The sequence below is a fragment of the Mesobacillus subterraneus genome (assembly GCF_020524355.2).
GTDB lineage: Bacteria > Bacillota > Bacilli > Bacillales > Cytobacillaceae > Mesobacillus > Mesobacillus subterraneus_C.
Genome location: NZ_CP129019.1, coordinates 3,423,490 through 3,448,307, shown reverse-complemented (window position 1 = coordinate 3,448,307; position 24,818 = coordinate 3,423,490). Strand labels below are relative to the sequence as shown.

Below are 24,818 nucleotides of genomic sequence, written 5' to 3'. Positions count from 1 at the left end.
CTCCCCGAATGGCTGCTAAATCAGCAATCAGAGTTATCAGAGCAAAATTTTTTAGCCCTTGTGCGGAATTATTTAACTAGATATCCAGATTATCGGTTGGAACAGGTTAGAAATGATTTCGCTGTTTGTACCGTTTTAGTAGAAACCAAAACCATAAAGAGGAGGAGAAAGGCTTGAGCAAACTTTTACTGGATGACAAACCCATCATTGTGCTGCCTTCTCTTGCAGAAAAAGTAGGACTTAACGAAGCGATATTTCTACAGCAATTGAATTATTGGCTACAAGAAAGCAAGCATTGCTATGAGGAGAAGAAGTGGGTCTATAACACCCAAGAGGATTGGCAAGAGCAATTCCCTTTCTGGTCGGTAAGCACGATCAGGAGAACCATTTCAAAATTGGAAAGCCTCGGCTTATTAATCAGTGGAAATTTCAACAAAAAGAACTTCGACAGAACCAAGTGGTACACAATCAACTACGAAGAATTGGAGGGGTTGAACACACCATCTGTTCAAAATGAACAAATGCATAGTGACGCGGTTGTTCAAGATGAAGAATTGCAAGATGACGCTTTTGTTCAAAATGAAGAAAAGCATAACGGCGCATCTGTTCAAAATGAGCAGACCATCTGTTCAAAATGGACAGACCATGTGTTCAATTTGAACAGACCAATACCAGAGATTACTACAGAGAGTACTTCAGAGATTTTAAAAGAAGTTGAAGAAGATGCACCGGCGCAAAAGGAAAATCCATTTCGTTTTTTTGAAGAAAATGGTTTCGGAACCATTGGAGGCTATATGTCTCAAAAGATAGCTGGATGGTGTGATGACCTTTCAGACGAGGTAGTCCTAGAGGCCTTGAAGCTTGCTGTAGAGAACGGATCTAAAAAGTGGAGTTACGTTGAAAGCATTTTAAGGTCATGGGCAGATAAGAAGGTTAAAACTGCCGATGATGCCAGGGCTGTACAACAAGCATTCAGGGAACAAAAGTCAAGGCAACGGGATAGACCTAAGGGTGGAGGAAAGCCACTGAGAAAAGAACAACCACCTGAATGGTTCGAAGCCCATCAACAACAATCAGCTGCCAAACAATCTGAACCAGTTCAACAAGAAGACTTTGACTTTGAAGCAGAGAAAAAGGCTCTGGAACAAGAATTAAAGAAATTTAAAAAGTGAGGGATGGAGATGGGGATCCTGCTTGAAGCAGTGCAAAAGAGAAGAATGTTTCTTGAGTATCAACTTTGGAAATCGGGCTTGAATAAAGAAAATCTAAATCAACTTCCGTTATCCGAACTAGAGCGTCTATACATAATCCATAGATGCCAACAAGCTAGGAGTGTCTAATCATGAATATATTAGTCCATATATACGAATGTGGTGGCTGTGTTGTCACTTTTGCAGTCGAGCAAGCATTTGAAGAACAGCACCTAATTCAATGTCCGTCATGCTGCCAAGATGCTCTAATACGGGATGTTGGTGAAGGAGAGATTGTCAGAAAAGGAGAGTAGGAGCATGCCCAGGTTATACAGCCAGTGTTCAAATTGCGGCGCTACTTTTACTGTCCATTCAAATCAATTCATGTTTTGTTCTGGATCATGTGAAACGGAGCATGATTTATTTAAAAGCCAAAAAGAAAGGAGCGCGAATGAAGACAGAAAACTATCAAACTATGTCGCTGTTCCTATTAAACAAAAAGTGTCTTGTTGGTAATAAGGCAGCATTAGAAGAATGGGAGCGAAGGTGGGAAGAAAAGTTCCCAGAAATAAAAAAACTGCCAGACGGGCGGTCTGGCAATCAAAACTTATAGACACCTTAATTATACCATAGGGCAGGGGTGTCATAATGCAAAAAAGATTAAAAGAAATAGAAATCAATAATCAAGATATGTCCATCAGCCAAAAAATAGAACCAGGCAAGGTGATCGTCCTTGTACTGGATGGCAACAAAGGAAAGGCTTTCAAATGTGAGGCGGTCTCACACGGCCTAACAATTGTTGAAACAACAAGTGGTAAATCCAAAAGAGTCACTTTTGAGGAAAGTGAGCTCTGCTAAAAACACCACCTGATTTATACCCCAATAATAACTTAATAACCGGTACCAAAGGAAATGCTCCTTTGGTACATAAATTTCAAAGAGGAGGGGTTAGTGTGTTAGAAAAGGCCAATGCGAAATTAAAAGGTGAAATGACAACCAATAACAAAAATCCATATATTCAGGTAGTGGGAAACTTCCTTCTGCAACATCTTGAAAGCCATCCAGCTGGTGCTGGAAAAATTCTTGCAGAGGACCGGACAATAGCGAAATCCATCGAGGCGATGAGGAAGGCAGCGGAGAAAAAGAAGATCGGTAACATGGCCGTCTTGACCGATGCTGAGGGCTTTGCTGTGGTGTTGGAATATTTCGGGATAGATGGGCAGCCAGTGAAGGTAGAAGCGCCTGCAGTGTCTTCTGTGAATCCAGAAAAAGCTTCAGATGACTTTAATGTCAGTCTGGATGATTTCTTGTGAGAGGTGAGGGCATGGCACAAGATAAACGGTTTGAAATGTTCACGGCCCATTTCTCCTCAGAGATCAGTCAAGAGTTAAAAAATTTTGTAGTAGATGATGCATTGCTGTATAGCCGTTACTTTTTCGTGAAAAGGGTGACTTCTACCATCCAGAGAGGTTTCTGTACTCACTGTAAAAAAGATTACATGGTATCCGATTCCAAACAACTTACTCATAACGAGGACTGGAAATGCCAGCATTGCCAATCGTTAGTTTTGGTCAAACAAGCTGGAAGAGGCAGAGGGAAGTTGCTCGATGAAGCCTATGTTATCTGGTATGAAAAGTCTCTTGCGAATCCAGAGGCTATTACAGCGACGGGATACAGGGTGTCTATGGATTACAGGGAAAACTACAAAGGGGACACAACTTACTATCCGGTTACCCGTTATGTTTTTGAAAAAGGAAAAGTCCACATGATGTACAGAAACAACTATTCCGGAATAGTCACCAGAAAGGTACAAAGATATGACGGATGGAGTTTTGCCAACAAGGTCTGGACAATGATCGGGAAAGCCGGATACACCAGAAACTCCAAGCAATCGATTGAGAGCATTCTAAAAGCCACCGAAGGGACATTCTTCAAGTACGGGGAATGGACGCATTTTGCAAACAGGAATATCGATTTAATCTACTTCTTCGCTAAGTTTGCGAAATACCCATTCATAGAATACCTGTGGAAGATGGGGATGGGCGAGTTGGTCAAGGCGATGGTGGAAGATCAACATCTCTATCGAAGTGTAAACATGCGGGGAAAAACGATGGAGAAAATTCTAGGGTTATCTAAATCTGAGTTAAAGGCCTGGAAGGCCTCCAACGTTATTATGACACCTCTTCTGTTGCACAACTATAAATGGTTCAGGGATAGACGGGTGCAAATAGATTGGGCAACAGCTCAAGCATGTGATCACTTATTGACAGGCAGTTATTATCAGGACAAGCTAAACTTCATTCTGAAACGCTTACCATCCCTAGACCGAATAATGAAGTACGCACTAAATCAAATGAAAAAGGATCCAAAACGCTATTACTCTGTCACAAGTCTGATTACCAATTGGAAAGATTACTTGGACGAATGCATCGAACTCAAAATGGACATCAAGCAGGAAAGTGTCCTGATGCCAAACAACTTACACAATGCCCATCAGAAGACAACAAGGGCTATCAAAATCAAGAATGATGCTGTCATCAACCGGAAAATCTCTTTACAACAAAAGCACTTGGAAAAATACAGATACGAGAAAGACGGGTTGTTCATTCGTCCAGCTGCATCGAGTATCGAGATGTTCGATGAAGGGGAGAACTTGAATCACTGTGTTGGCCGTTACGCTGATCGCTATGCAAAGGGCGAGATAGTAATCATGTTTATCAGGAGGGCTGATCAACCGAACCAATCCTACTATACAGTTGAGCTTTACCGGAAAACGAATGAAATTGTTCAATGCCGAGGGAAAGGCAATCGCAGCGCAGGAAAAGATGTAGAGAAGTTTCTCGAAACTTATAAATCTGAAATTCTGTCAAAAAAGCGTAACCGGAAGGAATCGAAAAAGATCATAAGACAGGAGGTAGCTGTATGAGTATGAACCTATTAGCCGAAAGAACACCGGTCCTGATTGCCACCGAGATTAATAGCATCAAAGAACAGACTCGAAAGATGTTTTTATTCAATAGCATTGAAATAGGTCGACGCTTGGTCGAAGCGAAGCAAATGGTTCCACATGGAGAATGGGGATCTTGGCTGCAAGACTCCGTGGATTACTCGCAAAGCACAGCAAACAACCTTATGAAGATTTTTGAACAATATGGCGCCGATCAACTCACCCTATTCGGTGATAATGCAAAATCCCAAGCGCTTGGGAATTTAAGCTATACACAAGCTGTTGCTCTTCTTGGAATTCCAGACTATGAGCGTGAAGATTTCATAAAAGAGAATGATATCGAGAACATGTCTACTAGAGAATTGCAGCAAGCCATCAAAGAAAAACAAGAAATGGCCAAAAAACTAAAGGAAGCTGAAAAGAAAGCAGAAGAAGAACAAAAGGCTAAAGAGAAGATTGAGAAAGAGCTTAAGAAATTGGAAGTACAGAGCAAGGATCACTCGTTGATCGTGGACAAGTTGAAGGCTGAATTGGCAGCAGCTTCTGATTCTGGTGATGAAGAAGGAAATTATTCGTTTAAGGAAAGCCTTAACAGATAAAGAAAATGAACTGAATGAATCAACCGGCAAAATTAAATCACTCGAACGACAGCTGAAGGAAAAGCCAATCGATATGCCTCAAATCATTGAGAAGGTACCTGAAGAGGTTGAGAAGGAGCTTGAGAATCTTAGGAACAAAGTGGCCAATCAGAGCAATGATAAAGCGGTATCAAAATTTCAGTTTGTGTTTGAAGGATTGGTATCTGAATTTCAGGAGCTGCTTACAGCACTCGGTCAGATTGAAAATGAAGAAATTAAAATCAAATATAAGGGTGCTGTGCAAGGGCTTATTGGGAAAATGGCTGAACGACTATAAAGTGGTTTGAAATAAAAAGGCCACGGGCTATATGCTCGTGGCAAAAATGAATCTATTAGATGATTACCTTTAGTGTAACTCAATAATAAGCCACAAACTATGATAAATGTCACTGGTACGATTTTGACCAATTTAGTTCACCAAAGGAGGAATGAAAATGCCTGTTATTTATATTGATGAACACCCTAAAAATGGTTTCTTTGAAAGACAGTTACCAAACGGAAAATATCGGTACGAAGGGTACAGAAACGCCGTTAAATATTGCATTGATTCAAAGGTAAAGAAAACAGAACAAGAAATTTATGAATATCTGGATAGTCGTTCTATTGATTATTTAATAGCCAGAGAAGGTTACATCGTTGATTTAGATTAATGTCGCAGTACGAAGATTTACTGATTTAAAAGGTAGTTAAATAATGTGTCTTTCCTAATTAATCATAAACGCTCTATAATGGATTTATAAGGAATTGTAATAAGTCCGAGATCGAGAATAAAACGTGAGGACACTGATTAATTAGCAATGAAGTTGCTATTGATTGGTGTCCTCTTTTTATTTGAAGGAGGGGGAAGAAATGAGTCAATTGCAGAAGGTTTTCAATTACGAACGAAATAAAGTAAGGACAATCACAAAAGGTGAAGAGGTCTGGTTTGTTGCAAAGGATGTCTGTGATGTCTTGGAAATTGGAAATCCAACGGAAGCTTTAAAACGATTGGATGAAGATGAAAAAGACCTCATTTCAACTGAGGGCTTTAGAGGATTAGTAAATATAGTCAACGAACCCGGTCTATACACCTTGATTCTTGGAAGTCGTAAACCTGAAGCCAAACAATTTAAACGTTGGGTGACACATGAAGTTATTCCGACTATTAGAAAAACTGGTGGTTATGTTTCAAATGAAGACATGTTTATCGATACTTACTTGGTACATGCCGACAATCAGACAAAACTCATGTTCAGGGCTACCCTGGAAACGGTGCGGAAACAGAATGAGCAGCTTGCGATCATGCAACCGAAAGCCGAATACTTTGATGCATTGGTGGATAGAAACTTGTTAACGAATTTTAGAGATACTGCAAAGGAATTAGAAATCGGTCAAAGGTCTTTCATCAACTGGTTGCTGGAAAAAGGATTTGTATATCGTGATCAAACTGGAAAACTGAAACCATATGGAAAATATGTGCCTGAATTGTTTAAGCTAAAAGACTTTGAAAGGAACGGCAAAGCAGGGGTCCAGCCATTAATTACACCAAAAGGAAAAGAAACCTTTAGACTTTTGATGGAAAAATCAGCTTAATATATAGTCCGAGATCGAGAATAAAACGTGAGGACACTGATTGCCAGATTTACCTGGTTTAATCGGTGTCCTCTTTTTCTATGGGAAGGAGGGTGAATATGGGAACAATCCAGGGAGAACTTTCGAAATGGGCAGCTAAAAATAAAATGCCTATTAAGAAAAAGAAAGAGACAGAAAAAAAGAGCAAGGATAGAGGCATGTCAACCAGAGAAATTAAGGAGTTAATGGGTTATTATCAGCCTACTTATCGACGTTCAAAAGGTGGAGCCATTAGACAAAAATAAAAAGATTGGGGTAGATAAAATGGGGAATCTTTCGGATTTCAACTTACCGTCCATTGATCGGAATGCTACCAGGAAAGCTGTTGAGTCAGCATTAGAGAAATATAGAATACTATTGTTAAGACAATTTGATAACCAGCCTAAAATCACTCAATCATATTCCATTATTCCACCATCAAACACAAATCAATTTTACTCAACCACCGAAGATGTAGCTATTAAGAACGCTGAGTTAGAGAGGGAAATGCAACTTTATCTAACTCGAATGATTAAGGCAGTGAATGGCCTCACTCAGTGGGAGAGAGCCATCATTATCAAAAGATACATGGATCAAGAAGATGTTTTTGATTACGAAATCTATAATGAAATTGGCATGAGTGAACGAAAATATTACAGAGTGAAGGGAAGAGCATTTTACAAGCTTGCATTTTCACTGAAGATTGAAGTCTATGAAGAGAAGGAAGTGACAGCATGAACTTTGTGCAGCCGATTAGGGACCCTGAAATCATAGCAGAGATTAAGAAGCATTTGAAAGAGGAAAATGAACGCAATTACATGCTTTTTGTTACCGGCATTAATTCTGGGTTGCGTATTTCGGATATTTTGCCGTTGAAGGTCAAGGACGCTAAGAAAAGTCACTTCAGCTTGCGAGAAACCAAGACTGGGAAACAGAAGCGTATTCAAATCACACCAGCCTTGAAGAGAGAGCTGAAATACTATATTGAAGGTAAAGACGATGAGGAATACCTTTTCAGGAGCAGAGAAGGTAAAAATAAGCCAATCGGTAGGGACATGGCGTACAAGATATTAAGAAATGCAGCTGAACAGTTTGGATTAGATGAAATAGGCACGCATACACTCAGGAAAACCTTCGGTTATCATTTCTATAATCAAACCAAGGATGTAGCTATGCTGCAGGAGATCTTTAATCACAGCTCACCACAGATCACTTTACGATATATTGGCGTCAACCAGGACAGTATGGACAAGGCTATGAATAGGTTCAAAATATAAGCTCATTTGCTGAGAGGCAGATGGGTATTTTTTTATGTCTTTATGAAAAGTTACTCAAAAAAAATAAGTGTATAATTCATTTTTTGGAAGTTGTACAATGATATATATACCAAGGCTTCCAGCCTTTAGGCGAATTCAACAAAATATAAGATATGAGTAATTAAAGGAGTGGTATAGAATGGCAGAGTGGAGAGAAAGAATGTACAAAGAAATAAGAGAAGTTGAATTCAGTAAAACTATTAATTCACCTGAAAAAATCATGGCTTTTTTCACAAGTGAGTTTAATAAGCTAATTGAGCCAATAGAAAAAGAGCATCCTGATGTTTGTCATATAAAGAAATCTGATTCGAGAGTAGATTTTTCAATCGGAAAAAGTTCACTAGAGCTAGTAAATGACTTTGAGGATAACGGAATAAAAGTATATATAAGTAGAATTAGTAGCAATCGAGGTGAAAAACAGCAGTGGGGTACTATAAAAATAGAAGAAGTAACTTATTTTGAGCAATACTTACCAGCAATAGATAAAGGTAAGAGGATTTTCCTTGATCAAAACTTGGTTGATGATTTGTTCGAGAAGACATTTGCAACTACTTGGCTTTTTTAATTGCGGAAAAGTGGCAGAGTTTTGGCAGAAAAATGAACGAAGATTTTGTTTTAGACATGCTAAGATGATATTGCGGTAAGAATTTAGCTTCCCTTTTATTTGGGAGGCTTTTTTATTTTCACTGGCACCGAGACTACAATAATCATTTCACCTTAAAAGGAGGAATAAACAATGAACGTTAAGACTAGAACAACGGCACAAGGGACTGAGTATTGGGACGCTAAGGAAAAGAGAATCAGGTTTGTACCAGCTGGACAGGATCCGGACTTTGAAGTAACCGAGAATCCCAAGAGCATGGTGATGGGCGTTGACCAGGCCAAAGGTAAAGATCATACCGTAATCACCATGACAGTCGATGATAAGGAGATAGCTAAAGTTGTAAAGGATTTAGAAAATGACCTGGACAACATGGATGCTGAGCAGCTGCTTGCTTATGCAAAAGAGAAAGACATAGATGTGCCAGGCAACATGAAGAAAGCTGACACCATCAGGGATCACATCAAAGAGGAACTGGCAGCTACTGAAGAATAATGAAATACTGCAGCGAGCAGGGATGCAAGAGCCTAATACAATCAGGCAGATACTGCGAGAACCATAGGCGCAGACGCAAGAAGAAAGCCTGGCACTCGAATAACAAATCCTTCTACAACACCCAGGCTTGGAAAGACTTAAAGTCTTGGTGTTATGAACGGGACGGTGGATGTTGTCAACGATGTGGAAAGTTTGTCTTTGGCAAGAGAGCTCATCATCATCACAAGATACCAATCAGAGTTAATCCATCATTGAAGCTTGATGCCGATAACATCATGACGTTGTGCAGTAAATGCCATCCGATCGTTGAGGATGAAGCCAATGAACAATATGGTTTGAAATCAAAATCAAAGTATGACTGGAAGCTATAGCCCCCCTACCCAAAAAGCATTTAGGCCATTTTTGGGAGGATAGGGAGTGTGGCTGCAAACGCGCACCTCAAAAAAATTTTTGAAGAAATTTTCAATGGAGTACTGGAGGTGATAGGTGTTGGCGAGGGCTAGAGATCCGAAACGAGATGAAGCGTTTGAGATTTTCAAAAAACACGATGGGAACATTACAAATCGTGCAATTGCCGAAATGTTGGATTCTCCGGAAAAGACAATCGGTGGATGGAAATCAAAAGATAAATGGTTGGATAAAGTTAATGGAGTACTCCAATCCAACAAACGGAGTACTCCGAAAAAGAAATCGAAGCGTAGTACTTCGGAAAAAAGTGTCAGGTCGGAAAAACGGGACCGAATCATCGATGCCCTGGTTGAAGCCGGCACCTATTCCCCAGCTCTTGATTTGCTTATAGAAATTTATCTTGATGCTTATGAAGAGTACCTGGAGCAAAAGTCCGATAAGCTGCGTAAAGAGTTAGCGAAATATTTAGGACAACTTGGATTGGATGGTAAAAACAAAGAGTTGATCAAGAAGGGCGGCAAGCTGCTGGCCAAAGGCGATGAGGAAAAGGGAAAGGAAAAAGAACCTGATGCCCCAGTGGAAAGCAGCAAGCTACTCCAGTTTAGGCAGAGGATGTCACGATGATAGACTTTGAAACAAATTACGCAGATATTTTCGCTAAGGAAGTAGAGCGAAAACCGAAGCAATATCCTGACACGGTCATTGCGATGGTAAAGAGATATCGCAAGTGGCAAAAGCGTAAGGACATTTGGTTTGATGTTGAAAAGGCCAATGCGATGCTTTACTTTACAGAAACATTCCTGAAGCATGCAAAAGGAAAGTGGGCCGGCCAGCCATTAATACTAGAGTCCTGGCAGCGTTTCTTCTTTGCCAATATTTATGGCTGGCAGAAATATAATGACGAAGGTAAAGCGGTCCGGGTGATTCGGACGGCTTATATGCAGGTTCCAAAGAAAAACGGCAAGACTATCATGGGAGGCAGTCCTGTTATATACGGTATGTATGGCGAGGGAGTGAAAGGGGCGGATATATACATATCAGCTAATACCTTTGAACAATGCCAGAATGCAGCCATACCCATTGGATTGACCATAGAGAATAGTCCAGACCTTCGACCGGGCACAAGGATTTATAAAGGGAAAGAGGATGCAGTCCGGTCCATCAAATATACTTTCGTTGAGGATGGAATTAAGTTTGCTAACACGTTGAAAATCCTGACGAAAGATAATGCTGGAAACGAAGGTAAAAACCCATACATCAACTATTTTGATGAAGTCCACGCTCAGATGGACCGTGAACAATATGACAACTTACGATCAGCTCAGATTGCCCAGGAAGAGCCACTGAATATCATCACATCCACTGCCGGGAAACAGTCCGGTTCGTTGGGCGCGCAAATTTATACGTATGCCAAAGAGGTCCTGAAAAACGATAATGATGATTCCTGGTTTGCCATGATCTATGAGCCCAATAAGAAATATGATTGGGAAGATCGCAAAGTATGGCAAATGGTTAATCCGAATATCGGGGTTTCCGTCAGCATGGAGTTTTTGGAGAATGCTTTCAAAGAAGCAAAGAACAATAGCTTCAACCGTGCTGAATTCATGTCAAAGCACCTGGACGTATTCGTGAATTATGCTGAAACTTATTTCGAACTTGATCAGTTGGAGAAAGTGCTTGTGGATGACCTAGGGGATCTGGAAGGAATGACGTGCGTAATTGGGGTTGATCTTTCCAGAAGAACTGACTTAACATGCGTAGATATTAATTTCCCGACATTCGATGATGAAGGTGATCCATTACTCAAAGTTAAACAAATGTATTTCATTCCAGAATTCGGCATCGAGGAAAAAGAGCAGCAGCGTAACGTCCCATATAGGGAGCTGGTCAAAAAAGGATATGTTACCCTTTGTCCCGGTAAGACAGTAGATGAAGATATGGTCGATGAATATGTGCAATGGGTTTTTGAAACATATGATTTGCGTCAAATCAATTATGATCCTGCAATGGCAGAAAAGCTTATAGAAAAATGGGAAATGCTTGGGATAGATACGGCTGAAGTTCCACAATATCCTACACATATGAATGAACCTTTCGACAACTTTGAGATATTGCTGCTACAAGAAAGAATTTTAAACGGACAACCTGTGCCAGCGGTTATTACTGATAACCCATTATTCGTTTTCTGTGCATCTAATGCGAAAGTCGTAGCCAATATAAACAACCAAAAAACCCCATCAAAGCGAAAGAGCCCTGAGCACATCGATGGCTTTGTCGCTTTTTTAATTGCGAATAAAGAAACAATGAGAATGATGGGTGAAAGTATGAACGGTCTGGATGATTTAATTAACGATATTTATAGATAGGGGGTGAGAACTTGGGAATAAGAGATCGTTTCTCAAACTTTTTATTCCGGCAGATTGAAAAGCGTGGGTGGCTGGATGATTACAATCGTACCATTCGATATGGTGGCCGTTATGTAAATGATGATACGATTTTGGAATCATCTGATGTGTATGAGCTGTTACAGGACATCAGTAATCAAATGATGCTGGCAGAGATCGTTGTGGAAGATTCACACGGAAATGAATTAAAGGATCATCACGCCCTCAGGGTATTAAAAAACCCTAACCATTATCTGACCGGGTCCGAGTTAATCAAACTCATGACGAATACCTATTTGCTCCAGGGAGAAGTTTTCCCTGTACTCGATGGCAATCAATTGCACTTGGCATCAGGAGTATATACCGAAGTGGACGAGAGGCTAATTGAGCATTTCAAAATCAATGGACATGATATACCGGCCTTTATGATTCGTCATATCAAAAATATCGGCAGCAACCATTTAAAGGGTGTCGGTATCCTGGAGCTTGGCAAGAACACTTTGGAAGGTGTCATGAATGCAGAAAAGGTCCTGACTGACAAATACAAAAAGGGTGGCTTGCTTGCCTTCCTGTTGAAACTGGATGCTCATATTAATCCACAAAACGCAGCTCAATCAAAGTTGATCAAAGCGATACTTGACCAGTTGGAAGCAATTGATGATTCCAGGACAGTGAAACTCATTCCATTAGGGAAAGGTTATTCCATCGATTCACTCAAAAGTCCAATTGAAGATGACAAAATCCTGGCATTCTTGAGCGTTTATAAGAAAGATTTAGGCAAATTTTTAAATATCAATGTGGAAACCTACCAGTCATTAATCAAGTCTGACTTGGAAAAAGCTATGATGTATCTGCATAACAAAGCCATACGGCCGATAATGAAAAACTTCGAAGACCATTTGAGTCTTCTTTTTTTAGGTCCGAAAACGGACAAACGGATAAAGTTCAAGATTAATATTTTGGATTTTGTACCTTATTCCACTAAGACGAATATTGGATATAACATCGTTCGAACAGGGATCACATCGCCAGACAATGTGGCAGACATGCTGGGATTCCCTAAACAAAACACTCCTGAGACACAGGCTGTCTATATCTCAAATGATCTATCAAGAATCGGTGAGAAAAACGCCACTGACGATAGCTTGAAGGGAGGTGATGTGAATGACAAAGAAAAGGGAACTGAGGACAATTGACATCACCAATTTAAAAACTCGTGATGCGATCAATGACCAGCCTGCCATGATTAGCGGGTATGCAGCTGTTTTTAATTCTAAGACCAGTATTGGTGATTACTTTGAAGAAATCATTATGCCAGGTGCGTTCAGCAGGTCTATCGCGACAAACAGCGATATAAGGGCCCTGTTCAATCATGACTGGAACAATGTCCTAGGTAGAACGAAAAGCGGCACACTGAGGCTCTCAGAGGACGACAGAGGGCTAAAATTTGAAGTCGAGTTGCCGAATACCTCGCTTGCTCGGGATCTTGCAGAGAGCATGGCAAGAGGGGACATAAACCAGTGTTCTTTTGGATTTTATATTGAAGATGCTGGGAAAGAGACCTGGGATTATTCCGTTGAACCAGCGTTGCGTACTATTCATGAAGTTGAATTATTTGAAATTAGTATAGTCTCCCTCCCGGCATATGATGACACAGAAGCTGCTCTCGTTCGAAGTAAAGAAATCGATAAATATGTTGAAATGCGTATTAAACTAATAAATCAAATAAAGGGAGTTTTGGAAAAATGAACAAAAAACAATTGCTAGCTATGCAAAAGAGAAACAAAAAGCGTCTAACTGAACTGCGCAAGAAGCTTGAGAAGAATGAGGTGCGTGCTGAAGATTTAGAAACTGTTCAGGCAGAAGTGCAGGAGCTTGCTGACGAGGCTCAAGATATTGCAGATGCGCTTGCTAACATGGGTGACGGTGATGATAATCCAGAAGATGCACCACCAGCTGATGAGGATACAGAGGGTCGTTCTGACACAGATCCAGAGAGTCCGGACAATGATCCTGAAGATACACCATCCACAGATCCGGAAGAGCAACGCTCTCCTGTTAATGTGTTGAGCACGGAAAAGAGAAATGCTCTTATGACGCAAATTGCATCTGGCCTTTCAACCCGTGGAGCAAAATCTACTAAGACAAAAGAAAAAGAGATTCGTTCGGCGTTTGCTAATTTCGTTGTTGGTAAAATCTCTGAATCGGAAGCAAGGGCATTGGGCGTTGAAACGAATAATGGTTCCGTTACTATCCCTGAAGTTATTGCCAGTGAAATCATTACTTATGCTCAGGAAGAGAACTTGCTGCGTAAGTATGGTACTCGTGTTAAAACTAAAGGCAATGTGAAGTATCCTGTACTGGTTAAAAAGGCAGAAGCTAATGTGGTTAAAACTGAGCGCCACATCGGGCCTAATCCAATTCCAGAAACAGACATCGAATTCGATGAAATCTATCTGTCTCCTGTTGAGTTTGATGCTCTTGCGACAGTTTCCAAGAAGCTCATCAATACTTCAGGTGTGAATGTTGAAGACATTGTCATTGAAGAGCTTAAGAAGGCTTATGTTCGCAAGGAAACTAACTATATGTTCAATGGGGATGATGTGGGTAATGAAAACCCTGGTGCGCTCGCTAAAAAGGCAGTTGCATATTACGAGTCAACCCCAGTGGATATTAATGCAGATGGATATTCACAAAAGCTGTACCAACAACTTGTAAAAATGAAAAACCAACCGGTTACCGAAGTCTTGAAGAAATCGATGTGGATTGTAAACCGTGCTGCATTGACGGTGCTTGAAGGAATGACCGACACAACAGGTCGTCCTTTGTTGCATGTAGATGCAACTGATGGTGTGAGTTATAAATTACTTGGTCACAAGTTGGACTTTACAGATTCGGCAGATGGCACGGATTCTAATGCTCCAATCTTCTATTTCGGTGATATCAGCAAATTCCGTATCCAAGATGTCATTGGTGCAATGCAAATGCAGAAACTTGTGGAAGCGTTCCATGCAACAAACCGTATCGGTTTCCAAATCTACAACCTGCTTGATGGTCAGTTGGTTTACAGCCCACACGAGCCGGCTGTTTATCGTTATGAAGTAGGAGCTACTGCCCCTGTAGGAGGTTAATAGCTTATGACAGATACTCAGTATCTTGAAAAATTAAAGTCGCATATCCACTGGGAGGAGGGCATGGATGAAACCATGCTCCCTTTTTATATTGAACGTGGTAAAAAATATGTTAAGAAAGCAACTGGTGGACAAGATGAATGGCTAATTATCATGTTTGCTGGGATATTCTACGAGTACCGTGTATCAGAAAAGGAACTGGAACAAGCTCTTGATGCTATGACACCTTTTATTATTCAGGAGGTGTTTGAAGAAGATGCCGAAACGACAATCTAATAAGCTGCAATGGACGGCTGAACTTTTAAAGTTAGGAGAAACCATTGACCCTGAAACAGATCGTCCAGTCATGGGCTATCCTTTAGAGCGAAAAATTAAATATGCCAATCTTGGTGTTACCTCCACAGACAAGATTTTTGCCGATCGAGATGTTAATGAAATAGTGAAGAAGATTGAAGTGCGGTTGGATCGAGCCATCGAGGACAATCAAAAAGAGTACCGGATTGAGATTCGCGGTAAAAAATATAATATCGAGCGTATCTATACGAAAGAGGATGAGCGCATGATGGAGTTGAGTTTATCCTATGCAAATTAATTTCCAGCAATTAAGGACCATTATGAAAGAATCCGGTATTCCGGTTTATCGTGATGAAGCCCCAACAACTGCTGTTTATCCATATATAATTTATGAATTCGTGAACGAAATCCATAAGCGATCGTCGTCAAAGGTTCTTAAATCAATGCCTCTTTATCAAATTGCGGTTATCACAAAGGGGACTGAAACAGACTTTGAGCCTTTGAAAAAAGTGTTTAATGAACATGGAGTGGAATTCAGCCCCCTCATCGGAATTCCTTATGATGAAAACGATGATACTATCACACAGTTTATTACGATGGTGAGGTGTGTGAATGAATAATAACAATGGTTTTGCAGAAGCACTTGAGGAGATTAACACGCTCTTGAAAGTTGATAAGAAGGTTGAGCTGAATGTCCTGGATGAAGCGGCAAAATATTTTGTACAGAAATTAAAACCTCGAATCAAAAGTTCTGATATGAACAAGAAGCACCTAAGAGACAGTCTTAAGGTCGTTGTGAAAGACGACCTTGTTTCAGTTGAATTCGAAGATGACGCCTGGTACTGGTATTTGGTAGAACATAGCCATAAGAAATCAAATGGCAAGGGGAAGGTAAAAGGACAGCACTTTGTTCAGAATACCTTTGATGCAGAAGGTGACAAAATCGTCGAGATCATGGTCAGTAAGATCATCGACAAAATGGGAGGTTGAGTTTTAAATGACGAAAGCAAAAGAAATGCTATATCCAGTTGGCGTGGAAAATTTATATATCGCTATGATGACTGGTGGAAAAGACACAGCAGATGTGGTACCCACTTACGATCCAGAAATTTATAGTTTGCCGACGATTGAAACTATCGGGATCCAGGGGAATCCAACAACAGCAACTAAGTGGGCTTCTAATAAATTGTTCGTCAACGCGACGAAGAATTCCACATTTGCTTTGACTTTGGACCACACTGCACTGCCTGTGGAAGTAATGGATAAAATTATGGGGTTCCTTGCTACCAAGGGAATTGTATTTGAAAAATCTGATGTGAAGGAATTACCATACTTTGCAGTAGGTTTTATCGCACCATTGAGTAGCGGTGACAAAATCGCAAGATGGTATCCTCGTGTCCAGGTAACTCCACCACAAGAAACATACACAACTAACACTGAAGAATCGACAATTCCAACCCAACAGTTGGTTATGACAGCTTCACCATTGCTCTTCAACAATGTTACCAAGGTAGACTTCAACTCTGCCCGAGACGGTGCCACAGGCATCACTGCGGAAGATTTTATGGCACAGGTAGTTTCAGACGAATCTCAACTAGAGACTCTATTCCCTGCACCTACAGGAGCGTGATCTAAATGGCGAAATTAAGTGATCTAGTAAACATTAATATCAACAGGGATTCTATTAACATTCAAGGAGTAACGATTCCCGTCATCTTTACTTTTAAAAGTTTCCCTTACATCGAGGAAGCGTACGGTAAGCCATACCATGTATTTGAAAAAGATATCAATCAGATGATGAAGAAAAAAACTATTACCATGGGCAAAAATGAAGTTCGGTTAATGAACGCTTTAATCTATGCAATGGTGAAAAGTGCCGGGACGGATTGTACACCTTTCGAAATTGAGAACTCGATCCCACTGCATGATCTTCCAGGTGTCTTTCAAACAGTACTTAATATCTTCAGCAACCAAAACTTCCAGAAAGCTGATATGGAGAAGATTAAAAGCGAAAAAAAGTAAAGAACGTATTGGCGAAAGCCGACGAGTCCCAGTCCGCATTGGATTGGGATTTTTACTTTTTTGTCGCCAATACGTTGCTTAATTGGAGCAGAGACGACTTATTCAATAGCACCCCTAACCATTTGCTAAAGCAATACATCATGCATCTTCGATATACAAACCCAGATGCTTTAGTTTCAGATAAACAAATTTATACACTGGATCAGACTCCATTTATGTAAAGTGAGGTGAGAATATGACGGATAAGGCTAAAAATGTTGTCCTTAACTTTAAGATGGACGGACAGGTCCAGTACGCCAATACATTGAAGCAAATCAATGCGGTGATGAACACTGCTGCTAAAGAATATAGGAATCATGTAGCAGCCATGGGACAGGACGCCTCTGCAACAGATAAGCTTCGAGCCGAAAAGAAAAAGCTTGAAATTCAGATGGAAGGTGCTCAAAAGCGTACCAAAATGTTGCGTAGTGAATATGAAGCTATGACAAAGGATTCCAAGACTACTACCGAACAGCTCACCAGGATGCACGGCCGTGTTTTAGATGCGGAAAACGCTGAAATTAAACTGCAAAAATCTTTGGAAAGAGTAACGAAAGGGTTGTCGGAGCAGACACAGGAAATCATCGAAGCAAAGGACAATTTAAATAGTCTTTCTGATGAAGCGAAGTTGCTAGAAGTAGAACAAAAAAGGTTGATCAGTTCATTTGATTTGCAAAATGCAGAATTAGATGAAACTGCAAGTGCTGCAGAGCGAGCAAAGCTTGCACAAAAGCAATATACACAACAAATGAAGCTAGCAGATAAGGTGCTTGGCAACCTTGAGGGTCAATTAAAAGAGGCGAAAAAAGCATACGGAGATAATTCTATCGAGGTCAAGCAACTGGAAACTAAGTTAAATCGAGCTCGAATTGAGATGGGGAAGCTTGGCCAGGTAACGGAAGATACCGGCAATGAAATGGAATTCTCCAAAGGAAAGGTTGGTAAGTTAGGTCCTGCCTTAGCAGGATTAGCGGCTGCGTTACCAATTGCAGCTATTGGCAGTCTTGCTGAGAGTACCAAGGAATTGAGTACAGAACTGGCTCGCCTTCAGTCAAATGCGGAAACCTGGGGATTCACGGGCAAGATCGTGGAAGATTCTTTTAAAAAGGTAGCTGCGGTTAGTGGGGACACAGGTGCAGCGGTAGAAACAGTCTCTAACCTCATGGCGACAAACTTTGATGATAACCAGCTAGCAGAAGCGATCGAGTATGTTAACGGTGCGTATATCCAATTCTCGGATACCTTATCAACGGAAGGAATCGCCGATGGTATTCAAGAGACCTTTGCGGTTGGGGAAGCGGCTGGATCCTTCGCGGAGTTGTTGGAACGAAGCGGTATGTCTGTAGATAAGTTCAATGAAGGTCTGGCTAAAGCAAAAAAAGAATGGCTCAGAAACCGACTATGTGTTGCAGACATTATCAGATACCGGAGTTAAAAGTTTTTATGAATCCTACCAACAATCTAACAAAGCATTGATCGAAGCAAATGAGGCAGAGGTTGAACATCAGATGGCATTGAAAGAACTTGGCGATACTCTGCGGCCGTTAGTCACTGATGCCACTGAATTCACAACAAAGATGATTGAATGGGCTACAGAATTTATCAACACTGCAAAAGAATCTGAGGGATTTCGCACCAAAGTTTCTGAAGTCTTTAACGGAATAAAAACAATCATTAAAGATGTATTAGATGTTGTCGTGCCATATATACAAGAAAACCTCAACAAAATAAAGCAATTTTGGGACGAAAATGGCTCTCAAATAAAGGCGGCTCTAAAGGTTCTTCTTCCATTTTTAAAATCAATAATTATGGATTTTATTGGCGCAGTAAAAAATGTAATTGATGGCGGACTAAATATCATTTTGGGGATTGTTAAACTTTTCTCATCTCTTTTAACTGGTGACTTTAAAGGAATGTGGGAAGGAGCGAAACAAATTTTCTTTGGAGCAGTAGAAGCTATTTGGGGACTTCTGCAACTTGGATTCATGGGTAAGATCTTAAAAATATTTAAAACATTTGGTGGTAAAACTGCAGATACGGTAATCGACATCTACAAAAAAGTGACTGGCAAATTCGATGACTTGCAGAAAAAAGCTGGGGATATATTCAGAAAGGTAGGGGAAGTGATTATAAGTCCATTTAAAAAAGCGAAAGATGCCATTGCCAAAGCTATTGATCAAATAAAAGGACTGTTCAACTTCCAATTTAAATGGCCAAAATTAAAGATGCCAACATTCCAGATCAAAGGCTCGATGAACCCGGTTAAATGGCTTGAAGAGGGCGTACCAAGATTATCAGTAAAATGGAATGCGCAAGGTGCAATCTTCACAAGACCTACCATTTTCGGAGCATATGGCGGTCAGCTCCAGGGCGGAGGAGAAGCCGGACCTGAAGCGGCACTTCCTTTAAACGAGGAGAACCTTAGTGCCATTGGTCGTGGTATCGCTTCAACAATGAGAGACATCAAGCAGTCCATACAAATTGTAATGATGACGCCAGATGCTCAAGTTTTAGCAGAGTTGGTTGTTGATCCAGTGACAGAAATGCAAGAGTTTCGTAACGGAAGGTTTAAGAGGTGAGTAGCATGACATACTCCTTTACTTTTAATGGAATTAGGAAGAACTTTGTATTTTGCGATGATGAAGGGAAAACGGAACAAATCTTTGCCTCTCTAACAAGAAACTTTTTAAAGGTTCCGGGAATGCCTGGTGCTCACCTTGAGAGTACTGATACAGAGGTCAGAGTTATTAAACAACCTATCTTTTTTCAAGGTATTGATGACGCCGATTTATTGAAAAAAGAGGAAGAATTAGCACAATGGTTAGTGACGGAAAAAGCAGTCCCCTTGATATTTGATAAATACCCTACCAGAACATATTTTGCTGTTGTCTCAGGAACGTTAGATATTCAAGAAATGTTGAGAATAGGAGAAGGCGAAATCACTTTTATTTGCCCGGACCCATACAAATACGGCCCGTTAAAGACGAATCCTCCTATTATAGATTTAGCAGCGCCGGTTGTGTTAAGAAACGATGGCACAGTGGATGCTAAACCAAATATAAAAGTCACGTTGAAACAGCCTACCACTTATCTGGATATCATCGGTGAAAATGATTATATGAGGATTGGCCGTCCAGTAGATATAGATAAGGCTGCAGTCGCTGAAAAAGAGACAATCCTGCATGATACGATGTCAACGCTAACTGGATGGGGAGATGCTGCCAATACAGACATCGATGGCGGTGTCGTAACAGGAACCATGGCAAGTGATGGAGCCAAGTTTTATGCTTCGTCATTTGGCACTGGCACCAGTTGGCACGGTCCGGCTAAGATTAAATCCCTTGGCCAGGAATTGGCTGACTTTGAGGTTGCTTTACAACCAATTCTGGATAATGATGATCTGTCAAAGGTAGGACGCATTGAACTCTACTTGCTTGATGTAAATAAAAAAGCTGTGGCCAAACTGGCCATAAAGGACATATCCAAAGGCCAGGGCGGGAACATCGTTGAAATCAGGGTAGGCGATAATGTCGTTAATACCTTCCTAATCAACGAGTACGGAACCAATTGGAACACATGGCATGACTTTAACGGATTACTGCAGCTGACCAATAAGGGAAACAAATGGACTGCTTATGTGTGCAAATTCATTAACGGACAGGCAGACCAAAGGACAGCCAGAAAGCTTGTAGAATGGACAGATCTTAATAATCAATTTACTAGCAAGGTCGCACATGTAGTCGTCCACATTGGGGCGAATGGTACATCCACACCTTCTCAAATGAGTATCCAGGACTTGAAGGTGTTCAATCTGAATCAGCTATCAGAAAGCCAAATACCTTACATTGGTTTAGAGGGTGACGTCTTTGAATTTGACTACGCACGTAGCGTAATCCTTAAAAACGGAGAATTTTTTTATAAGAAAGATTTCGGCGCACGCTTCTTTGGACTGAGACCAGGAGATAACCCGGTAGTCTTCAGCCCTCCTGAAGTGATTGGAAAAGTCGAAGCAGAATGGAGTCCACCATATCGATGATCCATATACTGCATCATCAAAAAGATGAAATCATTAATTGGATTAATCATGTGAAGTCGGACAATCATGAAAACTCAATAGAAAACGAAGAAACCTATGACTTTATCCTTTCAGTGAATGAACCCGGTGCAGCTGACATCGGAAGTCGTACTCGTTTACTGATACCGGGTGAAGAAGGGGATTACCGAGAGTTTATTGTCGATAAAACCTCAGAACGAACAGCATATATGGAGAAAGGGGTATACTCTAAAGGTTCTTTTATAGACATCAAAAACCTAAAATATATTTCTCCACAAGTGCTCGATGCTCAGACCATCCAGACAGCTGCAGGCATGGTCCTCAGCGGACTTAAATGGGAAGTTGGTATTGTTGAGTATAGCGGTATCCGAAAATGGACCATCGAAACTCACATGGATGCTTATGAAGCACTGAAAGCCATTTCCACCTTGTTCGACTGCGAATTGCGATTCAGGGTAACAGTTGACGGTGACCAGATAACGGGCCGATATGTGGACTTCATTAAAAAACAAGGGTTGAATCGTGGCAAGGAAACGGTATTCGGCAAGGACCTCATAGGAATCACTCGAAAGGTTTACTCGGATCGAATTGTCACAGCACTACATTGTATCGGTCCAGAACGTCAAGATGGCACAAGGTTAGAAGTGACCGTGGAAGACGATGAAGCATTCCAGAACTGGAACTGGCAAGGTCAGCACCTTACTCAATTGTATTTTCCTGAATCATCTGACCAGGACATGACACTCGAAAGACTAACCCAGCTGGGTGAAACGGAACTCAAGAAACGGATCGCCGCTGCTATTGAATACGAGGTGGAGGCAGCTAGTCTAGAGCATATCTTTGGATATGAACATGAGATTACCAGACTTGGAGATTCAGTGAAAATTAAAGATGAGCACTTCAACCCTCCGATGTATTTGGATTCGAGGGTTATTTTTGTTGATCGCTCGGTTTTCAATAAGGCGAAAAAGTCCTATAAGCTTGGGGAAGTCATCGAGTACAAAAAAGAGGATGTCATGAAGACCTGGAGGGAGCTGCAGGCACTATATGCAACAAAGGTGATCAAGTCACCGACTGCTCCTCCAGGAAAGCCGAATGTTATTTGGATTCAGACCGGGGTTGTTCCTGAAATTATGTATACCTGGGACGGAGTAGAATGGGTTAAAGTAACTCCGACAGAAGCAATTGAAGTAGGAGCTGAAACTCCAGATGGGGCACAAGTAAAAGCTAACACTGCCCGGGATGAAGCTAAAGCCTATACGAATCAGCAGCTCACAAATTACGTCAGTAATACAACTTATCAGCAAGATATCACTGAAATTCAAAATCAGATTGATGGGAACATTACAAGCTGGTTTTACAGCTACGATCCAACACTATCCAATGCACCTGCTAATACTTGGACAACCACTGATGATAAGAATACGCATTTAGGCGACCTCTTTTATAACACATCAAGTGGTTATGCATGGAGGTTCGCGCTGGAAAATGGAGTATATAAATGGATTAGTGTGAAGGATACGGATGTCACCAAGGCACTATCCGATGCAGCTAAAATTTAGGCCCAGGATACGGCTGACGAAAAGAGACGGACATTTGTTGTCCAGCCGGTGCCTCCATATGATATTGGTGATCTATGGGCAAATGGTCAAACCGTTTATCGATGCAAAGTAGCCAAAGCTTCTGGAGGAAGTTATGCTGCAGGCGATTGGGAAAAAATCGGTGATGTGACAAATCAAAACACATCAAAGGACACTTCTAATGTGAATGGTGTTCCTGCTAATGAGGTTATTGGAAGGTTATCAACTGCCGAATCATCTATAACTCAGAATGCAAATGAGATTTCCTTAAGGGTTACAAAAACAACTTACGAAACAGGAATATCTGACACTAAGGGATACGCAGATAATGCTGTGAGTAACGTTAAAGTTGGCGTGAGAAACTTACTGAAATCAACAACCATGAAGTACAACTACGGAACTTTAACAAGTTCGAGTACAGAAAAAATTGCTGGTTCAGGTAAATGGTTTATTCAGTTTTCTATTAACATAACTTCTGGAAAGCAGTATACAGTTTCAAATAAAGCTATCACAAACTCAAGCACGGTTAGACCGAATAATGTTAACGTAATCATATACAACTCAACAAACACCACAATCAAACTAACTATTGGTGTTTTGAACAGTGGTGGTTCCATAACGTTTACTGCACCTAGTACAATGGTAGACGGAGACAATATTTTGTTTTATGTATCAGATGGAAATGTTCAAAGCGATTTTGTCATACAAGGATTAAAGTTGGAAGAAGGAAACAAAGCCACTGACTGGACACCAGCACCAGAAGACACACAAGGACAGATTGATTCTTTAGGCTCCAGAATGTCTACTGCAGAATCCAGTATTACTCAACAGGCAAATCAAATAGCCTTAAAGGTTACACAGTCTGACTACAATGGCACTTCTCCAACAAATCTGCTTCGGAAAAGTAGCATGAATACTGATGTTTGGTCAAAAACATCGGCTGGGTCATCTTCGACGACGTATATTCCGAACGCAGGCTTTTTGTCAGGTGGGACATATGAAATAAACGTTACTGGAACTACAGCGAGTGACTATGCTTATATCAGCATGATTAATGGAGATTACTGGATTCCAGTGAAAGACACTGAAAATTATACAGCATCTATTTATTCAAAATTAATCAGTGGATCTGGCGAAATAAGTCTTCGAGCCTACTGCTATAACGATGCAGGAACGTATTTAGGGCAAGCTTATCACACTCCAACAGCATATTCTGATGCAATTACAGGACGGACTTCAGGAGTGTTCAAACCATTAGCAGGAACAACTAAGATTTATTTCATGGCATTGTTGAGAGGAAAGAACGGCTCTACAGTAAAAGCGCAGCTTTCGAATGCTATGGTGCAAAGAGGGATTATTGTTACAGGATGGCAACCACACACGGATGAAATGGCAACAGAATTACAAGGAAGAATGTCATCAGCTGAGTCTAGTATTACCCAGCAAGCGACTCAGATCAGTCAGAAAGTTAGCCAGACGGATTATAACGGAAATACCATTGCTTCTTTGATCAACCAGACAGCAACTACCATTCTACTTCAAGCTGCTAAAATCGCTTTGGATGGTTATGTTGAAGCCAAACATATTAAGTCTCTGAATGGTCTGAACATCAATGATCAATTCATGGTAGACGCAAACGGAAATGTTTCTTTAGCAGGGATACTAAAAGCTATTGGAAGTAGCAGTTTCATGCAACTAGCAGGAAATAGTCTTGTTGCAGGTGGATATGATGGTGCTCCCGTAGGAGGACGAACATTACTTTCTGTTTTAAGTACTATCCCAAACATGTTCGATGGGAATTATGCAGATCCAGAAGTGAAAGGTCATGGAAAGCTATACACGCACACAGCAAGAATTTGGGTGCCGGCACAGACTTTCAATACTTCATCCTGGGTCGAATACACTCTTGACCTTACTGGTTATGACAGTGTTGGTATTCAGGTTGTATCTGCAGTTTCCTTGCAATCAAGAGCTAAAGAAATGTATGCATACGAAAGGGTGGATGGAAGGTATCCGACAGTTGGGGACTTAAGAAGAATCGTCATAAGACTAAGCCCACACTATAACTTCACATCTCCAGGCTTTTTTGTAGAGGTTGGTGTAATGATTTTAGGATGGAGGTGATGCAA

31 protein-coding genes and 1 pseudogene are annotated in these 24,818 nt (G+C 40.8%); all 32 read left to right on the top strand.

Annotation, left to right across the window (positions count from 1 at the left end):
- Positions 1-173 precede the first annotated feature (173 nt).
- Entirely contained in the window at positions 174-1,172 is a 999-nt protein-coding gene (locus LC048_RS17950) for a DnaD domain-containing protein (protein WP_226602569.1), read from the top strand.
- 170 nt (positions 1,173-1,342) lie between these two features.
- A complete protein-coding gene (locus LC048_RS17945; protein ID WP_226602571.1) occupies positions 1,343-1,504 on the top strand; it encodes a hypothetical protein in 162 nt (53 codons plus the stop codon).
- Between the two features lie 137 nt (positions 1,505-1,641).
- On the top strand, positions 1,642-1,803 hold the full coding sequence (locus LC048_RS17940) for a hypothetical protein (RefSeq protein WP_226602573.1): 162 nt from the start codon (positions 1,642-1,644) through the stop codon (positions 1,801-1,803).
- Positions 1,804-1,838: 35 nt separating this feature from the next.
- Positions 1,839-2,048, top strand: a complete 210-nt coding sequence (locus LC048_RS17935) for an XtrA/YqaO family protein (RefSeq protein ID WP_226602575.1) — start codon at positions 1,839-1,841, stop codon at positions 2,046-2,048.
- A gap of 95 nt (positions 2,049-2,143) precedes the next feature.
- Positions 2,144-2,503 carry a hypothetical protein gene (locus LC048_RS17930; RefSeq protein WP_226602577.1) on the top strand — a complete coding sequence of 120 codons (360 nt, stop codon included), beginning with the start codon at positions 2,144-2,146 and terminating at the stop codon, positions 2,501-2,503.
- A gap of 11 nt (positions 2,504-2,514) precedes the next feature.
- Complete coding sequence (locus tag LC048_RS17925) at positions 2,515-4,116, top strand: PcfJ domain-containing protein (protein ID WP_226602579.1); 1,602 nt, start codon at positions 2,515-2,517, stop codon at positions 4,114-4,116.
- A complete protein-coding gene (locus LC048_RS17920; RefSeq protein ID WP_306048315.1) occupies positions 4,113-4,736 on the top strand; it encodes a DUF3102 domain-containing protein in 624 nt (207 codons plus the stop codon). The genes LC048_RS17925 and LC048_RS17920 overlap by 4 nt, the downstream gene beginning before the upstream one ends.
- Positions 4,690-5,052, top strand: coding sequence for a hypothetical protein (locus LC048_RS17915; RefSeq protein ID WP_306048313.1), 363 nt, complete (start codon positions 4,690-4,692; stop codon positions 5,050-5,052). The genes LC048_RS17920 and LC048_RS17915 overlap by 47 nt, the downstream gene beginning before the upstream one ends.
- 157 nt (positions 5,053-5,209) lie before the next feature.
- On the top strand, positions 5,210-5,425 hold the full coding sequence (locus LC048_RS17910; RefSeq protein WP_226602582.1) for a hypothetical protein: 216 nt from the start codon (positions 5,210-5,212) through the stop codon (positions 5,423-5,425).
- Between the two features lie 199 nt (positions 5,426-5,624).
- On the top strand, positions 5,625-6,347 hold the full coding sequence (locus LC048_RS17905; protein ID WP_226602864.1) for a BRO family protein: 723 nt from the start codon (positions 5,625-5,627) through the stop codon (positions 6,345-6,347).
- 98 nt (positions 6,348-6,445) lie between these two features.
- Positions 6,446-6,631 carry a hypothetical protein gene (locus tag LC048_RS17900; RefSeq protein ID WP_226602584.1) on the top strand — a complete coding sequence of 62 codons (186 nt, stop codon included), beginning with the start codon at positions 6,446-6,448 and terminating at the stop codon, positions 6,629-6,631.
- Between the two features lie 19 nt (positions 6,632-6,650).
- Positions 6,651-7,103, top strand: a complete 453-nt coding sequence (locus LC048_RS17895) for an ArpU family phage packaging/lysis transcriptional regulator (protein WP_226602586.1) — start codon at positions 6,651-6,653, stop codon at positions 7,101-7,103.
- Positions 7,100-7,642 (top strand): site-specific integrase, encoded by a 543-nt coding sequence (locus LC048_RS17890; protein ID WP_226602587.1) that lies wholly within the window; start codon positions 7,100-7,102, stop codon positions 7,640-7,642. The genes LC048_RS17895 and LC048_RS17890 overlap by 4 nt, the downstream gene beginning before the upstream one ends.
- A 178-nt stretch (positions 7,643-7,820) precedes the next feature.
- Positions 7,821-8,246 (top strand): hypothetical protein, encoded by a 426-nt coding sequence (locus tag LC048_RS17885; protein ID WP_226602588.1) that lies wholly within the window; start codon positions 7,821-7,823, stop codon positions 8,244-8,246.
- 171 nt (positions 8,247-8,417) lie between these two features.
- Complete coding sequence (locus tag LC048_RS17880) at positions 8,418-8,777, top strand: hypothetical protein (RefSeq protein ID WP_226602589.1); 360 nt, start codon at positions 8,418-8,420, stop codon at positions 8,775-8,777.
- Complete coding sequence (locus tag LC048_RS17875) at positions 8,777-9,148, top strand: HNH endonuclease (protein WP_226602591.1); 372 nt, start codon at positions 8,777-8,779, stop codon at positions 9,146-9,148. The genes LC048_RS17880 and LC048_RS17875 overlap by 1 nt, the downstream gene beginning before the upstream one ends.
- A 118-nt stretch (positions 9,149-9,266) precedes the next feature.
- A pseudogene (locus LC048_RS25155) lies at positions 9,267-9,479 on the top strand (phage terminase small subunit-related protein); the annotation flags it as partial.
- 326 nt (positions 9,480-9,805) lie between these two features.
- Positions 9,806-11,551 carry a terminase large subunit gene (locus tag LC048_RS17865; RefSeq protein ID WP_306048308.1) on the top strand — a complete coding sequence of 582 codons (1,746 nt, stop codon included), beginning with the start codon at positions 9,806-9,808 and terminating at the stop codon, positions 11,549-11,551.
- Positions 11,552-11,562: 11 nt separating this feature from the next.
- Positions 11,563-12,765: a phage portal protein gene (locus tag LC048_RS17860; protein ID WP_226602597.1), complete on the top strand. Its 1,203-nt coding sequence runs from the start codon at positions 11,563-11,565 to the stop codon at positions 12,763-12,765.
- Positions 12,734-13,318, top strand: coding sequence for an HK97 family phage prohead protease (locus LC048_RS17855; RefSeq protein ID WP_226602599.1), 585 nt, complete (start codon positions 12,734-12,736; stop codon positions 13,316-13,318). Before LC048_RS17860 ends, LC048_RS17855 begins: the two co-directional genes overlap by 32 nt.
- Entirely contained in the window at positions 13,315-14,700 is a 1,386-nt protein-coding gene (locus LC048_RS17850) for a phage major capsid protein (protein WP_226602601.1), read from the top strand. The genes LC048_RS17855 and LC048_RS17850 overlap by 4 nt, the downstream gene beginning before the upstream one ends.
- A 6-nt stretch (positions 14,701-14,706) precedes the next feature.
- A complete protein-coding gene (locus tag LC048_RS17845) occupies positions 14,707-14,976 on the top strand; it encodes a head-tail connector protein (protein ID WP_226602603.1) in 270 nt (89 codons plus the stop codon).
- Positions 14,957-15,292, top strand: a complete 336-nt coding sequence (locus LC048_RS17840; RefSeq protein ID WP_226602605.1) for a head-tail adaptor protein — start codon at positions 14,957-14,959, stop codon at positions 15,290-15,292. The genes LC048_RS17845 and LC048_RS17840 overlap by 20 nt, the downstream gene beginning before the upstream one ends.
- The gene (locus LC048_RS17835; protein WP_226602612.1) at positions 15,282-15,614 is read left to right on the top strand and encodes a hypothetical protein; all 333 of its coding nucleotides are present in this window, start codon (positions 15,282-15,284) and stop codon (positions 15,612-15,614) included. The genes LC048_RS17840 and LC048_RS17835 overlap by 11 nt, the downstream gene beginning before the upstream one ends.
- The gene (locus LC048_RS17830; protein WP_306048304.1) at positions 15,607-15,984 is read left to right on the top strand and encodes an HK97-gp10 family putative phage morphogenesis protein; all 378 of its coding nucleotides are present in this window, start codon (positions 15,607-15,609) and stop codon (positions 15,982-15,984) included. The genes LC048_RS17835 and LC048_RS17830 overlap by 8 nt, the downstream gene beginning before the upstream one ends.
- Before the next feature lie 7 nt (positions 15,985-15,991).
- Entirely contained in the window at positions 15,992-16,624 is a 633-nt protein-coding gene (locus LC048_RS17825) for a major tail protein (protein ID WP_226602623.1), read from the top strand.
- A 5-nt stretch (positions 16,625-16,629) separates the two neighbouring features.
- Positions 16,630-17,016: a hypothetical protein gene (locus tag LC048_RS17820; protein ID WP_226602624.1), complete on the top strand. Its 387-nt coding sequence runs from the start codon at positions 16,630-16,632 to the stop codon at positions 17,014-17,016.
- Positions 17,017-17,251: 235 nt separating this feature from the next.
- Positions 17,252-18,490 (top strand): coiled-coil domain-containing protein, encoded by a 1,239-nt coding sequence (locus LC048_RS25150; RefSeq protein WP_371931930.1) that lies wholly within the window; start codon positions 17,252-17,254, stop codon positions 18,488-18,490.
- A complete protein-coding gene (locus tag LC048_RS17810) occupies positions 18,411-19,634 on the top strand; it encodes a phage tail protein (protein ID WP_306048301.1) in 1,224 nt (407 codons plus the stop codon). The genes LC048_RS25150 and LC048_RS17810 overlap by 80 nt, the downstream gene beginning before the upstream one ends.
- 5 nt (positions 19,635-19,639) lie before the next feature.
- A complete protein-coding gene (locus LC048_RS17805; RefSeq protein WP_306048299.1) occupies positions 19,640-21,091 on the top strand; it encodes a distal tail protein Dit in 1,452 nt (483 codons plus the stop codon).
- Positions 21,088-22,671 carry a phage tail spike protein gene (locus LC048_RS17800; protein WP_306048297.1) on the top strand — a complete coding sequence of 528 codons (1,584 nt, stop codon included), beginning with the start codon at positions 21,088-21,090 and terminating at the stop codon, positions 22,669-22,671. Before LC048_RS17805 ends, LC048_RS17800 begins: the two co-directional genes overlap by 4 nt.
- 48 nt (positions 22,672-22,719) lie before the next feature.
- Positions 22,720-24,813: a hypothetical protein gene (locus tag LC048_RS17795; RefSeq protein ID WP_306048295.1), complete on the top strand. Its 2,094-nt coding sequence runs from the start codon at positions 22,720-22,722 to the stop codon at positions 24,811-24,813.
- Positions 24,814-24,818 lie beyond the last annotated feature (5 nt).

Excerpts from the sequence above, each read along its gene's own strand:
- LC048_RS17945 (WP_226602571.1), top strand. The coding sequence starts at position 1,343 with ATGAATATATTAGTCCATATATACGAATGTGGTGGCTGTGTTGTCACT.
- LC048_RS17940 (WP_226602573.1), top strand. The coding sequence starts at position 1,642 with ATGAAGACAGAAAACTATCAAACTATGTCGCTGTTCCTATTAAACAAA.
- LC048_RS17935 (WP_226602575.1), top strand. The coding sequence starts at position 1,839 with ATGCAAAAAAGATTAAAAGAAATAGAAATCAATAATCAAGATATGTCC.
- LC048_RS17925 (WP_226602579.1), top strand. The coding sequence starts at position 2,515 with ATGGCACAAGATAAACGGTTTGAAATGTTCACGGCCCATTTCTCCTCA.
- LC048_RS17920 (WP_306048315.1), top strand. The coding sequence starts at position 4,113 with ATGAGTATGAACCTATTAGCCGAAAGAACACCGGTCCTGATTGCCACC.
- LC048_RS17910 (WP_226602582.1), top strand. The coding sequence starts at position 5,210 with ATGCCTGTTATTTATATTGATGAACACCCTAAAAATGGTTTCTTTGAA.
- LC048_RS17905 (WP_226602864.1), top strand. The coding sequence starts at position 5,625 with ATGAGTCAATTGCAGAAGGTTTTCAATTACGAACGAAATAAAGTAAGG.
- LC048_RS17900 (WP_226602584.1), top strand. The coding sequence starts at position 6,446 with ATGGGAACAATCCAGGGAGAACTTTCGAAATGGGCAGCTAAAAATAAA.
- LC048_RS17895 (WP_226602586.1), top strand. The coding sequence starts at position 6,651 with ATGGGGAATCTTTCGGATTTCAACTTACCGTCCATTGATCGGAATGCT.
- LC048_RS17890 (WP_226602587.1), top strand. The coding sequence starts at position 7,100 with ATGAACTTTGTGCAGCCGATTAGGGACCCTGAAATCATAGCAGAGATT.
- LC048_RS17885 (WP_226602588.1), top strand. The coding sequence starts at position 7,821 with ATGGCAGAGTGGAGAGAAAGAATGTACAAAGAAATAAGAGAAGTTGAA.
- LC048_RS17880 (WP_226602589.1), top strand. The coding sequence starts at position 8,418 with ATGAACGTTAAGACTAGAACAACGGCACAAGGGACTGAGTATTGGGAC.
- LC048_RS17875 (WP_226602591.1), top strand. The coding sequence starts at position 8,777 with ATGAAATACTGCAGCGAGCAGGGATGCAAGAGCCTAATACAATCAGGC.
- LC048_RS17865 (WP_306048308.1), top strand. The coding sequence starts at position 9,806 with ATGATAGACTTTGAAACAAATTACGCAGATATTTTCGCTAAGGAAGTA.
- LC048_RS17855 (WP_226602599.1), top strand. The coding sequence starts at position 12,734 with ATGACAAAGAAAAGGGAACTGAGGACAATTGACATCACCAATTTAAAA.
- LC048_RS17850 (WP_226602601.1), top strand. The coding sequence starts at position 13,315 with ATGAACAAAAAACAATTGCTAGCTATGCAAAAGAGAAACAAAAAGCGT.
- LC048_RS17845 (WP_226602603.1), top strand. The coding sequence starts at position 14,707 with ATGACAGATACTCAGTATCTTGAAAAATTAAAGTCGCATATCCACTGG.
- LC048_RS17840 (WP_226602605.1), top strand. The coding sequence starts at position 14,957 with ATGCCGAAACGACAATCTAATAAGCTGCAATGGACGGCTGAACTTTTA.
- LC048_RS17835 (WP_226602612.1), top strand. The coding sequence starts at position 15,282 with ATGCAAATTAATTTCCAGCAATTAAGGACCATTATGAAAGAATCCGGT.
- LC048_RS17830 (WP_306048304.1), top strand. The coding sequence starts at position 15,607 with ATGAATAATAACAATGGTTTTGCAGAAGCACTTGAGGAGATTAACACG.
- LC048_RS17825 (WP_226602623.1), top strand. The coding sequence starts at position 15,992 with ATGACGAAAGCAAAAGAAATGCTATATCCAGTTGGCGTGGAAAATTTA.
- LC048_RS17820 (WP_226602624.1), top strand. The coding sequence starts at position 16,630 with ATGGCGAAATTAAGTGATCTAGTAAACATTAATATCAACAGGGATTCT.
- LC048_RS25150 (WP_371931930.1), top strand. The coding sequence starts at position 17,252 with ATGACGGATAAGGCTAAAAATGTTGTCCTTAACTTTAAGATGGACGGA.
- LC048_RS17810 (WP_306048301.1), top strand. The coding sequence starts at position 18,411 with ATGAAGGTCTGGCTAAAGCAAAAAAAGAATGGCTCAGAAACCGACTAT.
- LC048_RS17805 (WP_306048299.1), top strand. The coding sequence starts at position 19,640 with ATGACATACTCCTTTACTTTTAATGGAATTAGGAAGAACTTTGTATTT.
- LC048_RS17800 (WP_306048297.1), top strand. The coding sequence starts at position 21,088 with ATGATCCATATACTGCATCATCAAAAAGATGAAATCATTAATTGGATT.